The sequence below is a fragment of the Inquilinus sp. genome, assembly GCF_039594555.1.
In the GTDB taxonomy this organism is placed as follows: domain Bacteria; phylum Pseudomonadota; class Alphaproteobacteria; order DSM-16000; family Inquilinaceae; genus Inquilinus.
In genome coordinates this window covers 1-4,966 of record NZ_JBCNNF010000478.1, presented here as the reverse complement: position 1 = coordinate 4,966, position 4,966 = coordinate 1, and the positions used below count along the sequence as shown (strand labels likewise).

The following is a 4,966-nucleotide window of genomic DNA, read 5'->3' as shown; positions in this document are numbered from 1 at the left end:
TCGGCGAGCCGGTCGGCGTTGCCGAGACCGAGACCGGCGACTGGATCGTCCGCTTCGCCGATCACCCGCTCGGCCTCATCGACCGTCGCACTCACAAGCTGCGCCCCTTTGCGCCGACCCGGCCGGGTCGGCGCAATCAGCACGCTCAACAGCACCGGGAAGCTGTCAACGATGTTGCCGGTCTATAGTGTCAACGATCTCTCCGGTTGCACAAATGGGACAAGGCATCGATATTGCGAGCCGACCTCCCCGCGGTCCCTCACAAATCGAACAGATGCCGGATCCGCTCCGCCAGGCTGGGGGCGTTCGCGGCGGCCTGGCCGTGGCCCTGCTCCAGGCGGCGCCGCTCGGTGGCGGTGCGGCGGGCCAGCAGCGTGCCCAGCTCCTCGGCGATGGTCGGGCGGTCGCGCAGCAGCGGGGCCAGCCCCTCCTGCGTGATCTCGTAGACCACGACCGGCGTCAGCGCGCGGATGGTGCCGGGCTCGCCCTCGCCGGTCAACAGCCCGCCCTCGCCGAAGAAGTCGCCGGGCGCCAGGCGCCGCAGCTCCGTCCCGCTGCCATGGTCTTGGCGGGTGTCGGTGGCGACGCCGCTGCGCACGATCATCAGCGAGGTCATCGCCGTGCCCTGCGCCACCAGGGTCTCGCCGCTGCGGAAGGTGCGGCGGGCCATGGTCGCGGCCAGGGCCTCCTTCTCCTCCTCGGTCAGCGCGTCGAACAGGGCGATGGCGTCCAGCAGGCGCAGCGGCGTGGCGCGGCGGTGGGCGGGTGCCTCCCCGGGCATCGCCGGCGTGGCGGCGGCGGGCGTGTCGGCCGCGGGCGACAGGCACAGCCCGGCCGCCTTGGCGTGGCGCCAGACCAGGTCGTAGATCTCGCTCCTCGCCCTGCCGGCCGCCGACATCTCGGCCACCCGGAAGGACAGCTCCAGCTCCACGGCATTGGCGTCCAGCCCCGTCACCTGCACCGACGGCTCGGGCGTCGGCAGGATCGCGTCGCTGCTCAGCAGCACCGACCGCATCACCTCCGCCATCGCCGCCGGCATGGTGGTCGGCAGGAACCGCACCTTCAGCGACACGCCGTGGCTGCGCTCCGGGCTGCTCATATTGGTCAGCCGCGCCTTCGCCAGGTCGCTGTTGGGGACGATGATCAGGTCGTTGGCGCCGCTCAGCAGATGGGTCGCCCGCCAGTTGGTCTCCACCACCCGGCCCTCGATGCCGCTGCCCAGCACCAGCCAGTCGCCGATGCCGTAGGGCCGGCTGAGATTCAGCGCGATGCCGGAGAACACGTCGCCCAGCGTGCTCTGCAGCGCCAAGCCGAGGATGATGGCGAAGACGCCGGAGGTGGCGATCAGCGTCCCGACCGGGGCGTCGAAGACATAGGCCACGACCGACAGCAGCGCGCTGACATAGATCAGGCCGACCACCAGGTCCTGCAGCAGCCGCCCCTCGCGCGGCTGCTGCTCGAAGATCAGGAACACGCGGACGATGCTGATCAGCGACCAGGCGCCGTTGACCCACCACACCGCCTTGGCCAGGCCGACGAAGACGCGCTGCAGGTTGGAGGCGGTCGGCGGCCCCGGCTGGTAAGGCACGATGTCGTGGTACAGCAGCAGGGCGGTCAGCGCCGCGAAGAAGGCCAGCTGGCCGACCAGCCGCCGGGTCGGGTGGTGGCGCAGCACGACGCGCGTCACCAGAGCGCCGATCAGGGCCAGCACGCCGGTCTGGACGATCGGATCGCCGATCACGCCAAGGATTTCGCTGCTGCTCAGCATCTCACCGACCCACGCCGACCGACGGGATATTGGCGGGGATCGCGGCGCGCCGCATCCGGATTCTCGTCGCGGGGACGGGGCGGTCGAGGCTGCGTCCGAATCTGCATATCAGGGTAAGTGCGGCTCGATATCTATAGGCGATGCTTCATTTCCCTTGCGCGCGAAGCAAGGAAATGCACAGTTGATTGCATAAAGATTGATTTTTAGGAGAATATTCATGGCCACCTTTACCGGCTCCAACAGCGCCGAAATCCTCCCCGATCTCATCATCGGTCCCATCCAGGCCATCGGAAACGACTTCGTCGACGCGTTGGGCGGGGATGACATCGCCATCGGCTGGTCCGGCGACGACGTGATCCGCGGCGGCGCCGGGGCCGACGTGATCATCGGCGGCCTGCTGAACGCCGCCGGCATCATCACCCTGTCGGGCATCGACGCGGCGGACTACACCACCTCCGTCGATGGCGTGACCGTCGACCTGTCGGTGCTGGTCAACCTGACGCTGCCGATCCTGGGCATCAACATCCAGCTGACCGGCGCGTCGCAGGGCTTCGGCGGCGACGCCCAGGGCGACTACCTGGTCGGCATCGTCAACCTGATCGGCTCCAACACCGGCGGCGACAACCTCTCGGGCAGCGCCGCGGCTAACACCATCAACGGCCAGGGCGGCGACGATACCCTCGACGGCCAGGGCGGCAATGACATCCTGCTGGGCGGCGCCGGGGACGACATCCTCATCGGCGGCGGCGGTGCGGATTCGCTGCAGGGCGGCGCCGGCTTCGACACGGCGGACTATTCCGGCTCGGCCGCGCCGGTCACCATCAACCTGACCACCGGCACCGGCACCGGCGGCGACGCCCAGGGCGACACCCTGACCGGGGTCGAGCGCGTGATCGGGTCGGCCGGCGACGACACCCTCACCGGGTCGGCCGGCGACGACACGCTCATCGGCGGCGCCGGGGCCGATGCTATCGACGGCCAGGGCGGCGTCGACACGGTGGATTATTCCAGCTCCGGCGCGGGCGTGACCGTCGACCTGGCGGCCGGCACCGGCAGCGGCGGCGATGCGCAGGGCGACACGCTGACGAACATCGAGAACATCACCGGCACGGCCTTCATCGACCACCTCTACGGCAATGCCGCGGACAACACGATCCTCGGCCTCGACGGCAACGACACCATCCGCGGCGGCGCCGGGGCCGACCACATCGATGGCGGCGCCGGGTCGGACTTCGCCAACTACCAGGGCTCGGCCTCGGGGGTCACGGTCAACCTGCTGACCGGCGTCAACAGCGGCGGCGACGCGGCCGGCGACGTGCTGACCAATATCGAGAACCTGTACGGCTCCAGCTTCGACGACACGCTGACCGGCGACAACGGCCGCAACATCATCGGTGGCGAGCTCGGCAACGATATCCTCGTCGGCAATGGCGGCGACGATTCGCTCTCGGGCGAGGCCGGCAACGACAACCTCGATGGCGGCGACGGCAACGACCGGCTCGTCGGCGGCGACGGCACCGACACCATCCATGGCGGCATCGGCAACGATTCGATCGATGCCGGCGCCGACAACGACATCGTCTTCGGCGAGGACGGCGACGACTCGATCACCGGCGGCGCCGGCAACGACCAGATCGACGGCGGCGCCGGCAACGACTTCATCGAGGGCGGCGCCGGGGCCGACGCCATCACCGGCGGCGGCGGCATCGACACGGTGTCCTATGCCCATTCCGGCGAGGGCGTCGTCGTCAACCTGCAGTCCGGCATCGGCCTGTTCGGCGACGCCGACGGCGACACGCTGAGCGGGATCGAGCAGGTCTACGGCTCGGCCTTCAACGACGTCATCGCCGGCGACACCGGCAACAACACCCTCTGGGGCGGCGACGGCAACGACCAGCTCCAGGGCGGCAACGGCGCCGACGTGCTGAAGGGCGGGGCCGGCAACGACACCTTCGTCTACACCAGCGTCGGCGAGAGCACGGTGGCGGCGTCGGGCAAGGACACGATCGCCGACTTCTCGACCGGCGACCATATCGACCTGTCGTCGATCGACGCCGACGGCAACAGCGGCAACGGCGACACCGCCTTCACCTTCGGCACCGGCGGCTTCACCGGCACCGCGGGCGAGCTGCGGGTGGTCGATTTCGGCGGCGGCCGCCAGGGCGTCTATCTCGACGTCAACGGCGACAAGCAGCCGGATTCGATCATCACCGTCTATTCCGACCACGCCCTCACGGCAGCGGATTTCGTGCTGTAGAGCATCAAGGGGCCGGGCGTCCGCAGCGGGCGCCCGGCCCCGCCATCACGTCCCCACCCAGCTCAGCGAGGCGTCGTAGCTGCCGCGCCGCCGCTCCTCCACCGCGTAGCGCAGCGCGTCGATGGCGTGGTTGCCGCGGTCCTCCAGCGCCGACAGCACCTCGCCGGTCTTCGGGTCGACGCGGTGGCTGTAATGCGCCAGCTCGTCGGCCAAATGCCGGCAGCGCGGATGCACCAGGATGTCGTGCGCCTTGAGGAAGGCGATGCCGTCCTCGACCGACCCGCCGCCCTTGGTCGCCCCGCGGATGTTGGGGAAGCCGTGGCGCTGCATGAAGCTGATGGTCTCCGGCCGGGCGCTGTCGGCGACGATGGTCAGCTGCCGCGACCCCGGCACGGTGTCGAACAGCTCGGGCGTGCGGTCGATCTCGCAGCCCACCCGATAGGCCTCGTGGTCGACGAACAGCGTCCGCCCCTCGATGAAGCAGCGCAGCAGCACGGTCGGGTCCTGGGCGAAGCCCCAGTCGGCGCCGAGCATCAGCCGCGCGCCGGGCGGCGTCTCGAACGCCTCCACCCGCCAGTTGCGGAACACCCGCGCCTCGCTGGCCTTGCGGTAGCCGCCGAGCCAGACATGCTGGTGCTTGTCCGGGTCGCGCCCCCGGTCCCACTCCATCTCCGCCTTCAGCACCGCGGGGAAATGCGGGTTGTCCGGCCAGTTGGCCTCGATCACCCGCGCATCCGGCGGCGGCGGGCCGCCGCGGAACAGCCGGTCCACCGGGTCCTCCGGCCGGGTCGGGTTCCAGGAGAACCACAGCTCCGACCCCTTCTTGCGCAGGGTGGGGCGCAGCAGGTCCAGGCTGCGCAGCGACAGGGCCTGCGCCTCCTCCACCCAGGCGATGTCGTAGCCCTCGAGCGACTTGATGCTCTCGGCGGTGTGGGTCTGCA

Annotated in this window: 4 protein-coding genes; 2 read left to right on the top strand and 2 right to left on the bottom strand. The window is 70.0% G+C overall.

All coding sequences use genetic code 11. The features are described 5' to 3' along the window. Positions 1–188 (top strand): hypothetical protein (locus ABDW35_RS32090; protein ID WP_343717910.1); only part of this gene is annotated, 188 nt, incomplete at its 5' end. Positions 189–259: 71 nt separating this feature from the next. Here the strand turns inward: ABDW35_RS32090 and ABDW35_RS32085 are convergent. After that, positions 260–1,768, bottom strand: a complete 1,509-nt coding sequence (locus ABDW35_RS32085; RefSeq protein ID WP_343717909.1) for a mechanosensitive ion channel family protein — start codon at positions 1,766–1,768, stop codon at positions 260–262. A gap of 217 nt (positions 1,769–1,985) precedes the next feature. On the opposite strand from ABDW35_RS32085, the gene ABDW35_RS32080 reads away from it, so the two are divergent. Further along, positions 1,986–4,025: a calcium-binding protein gene (locus ABDW35_RS32080; RefSeq protein ID WP_343717908.1), complete on the top strand. Its 2,040-nt coding sequence runs from the start codon at positions 1,986–1,988 to the stop codon at positions 4,023–4,025. A 45-nt stretch (positions 4,026–4,070) separates the two neighbouring features. On the opposite strand, the gene ABDW35_RS32075 is transcribed toward ABDW35_RS32080, so the two are convergent. Further along, a partial coding sequence (locus ABDW35_RS32075) for a terminase large subunit (protein WP_343717907.1) occupies positions 4,071–4,966 on the bottom strand: 896 nt, incomplete at its 5' end.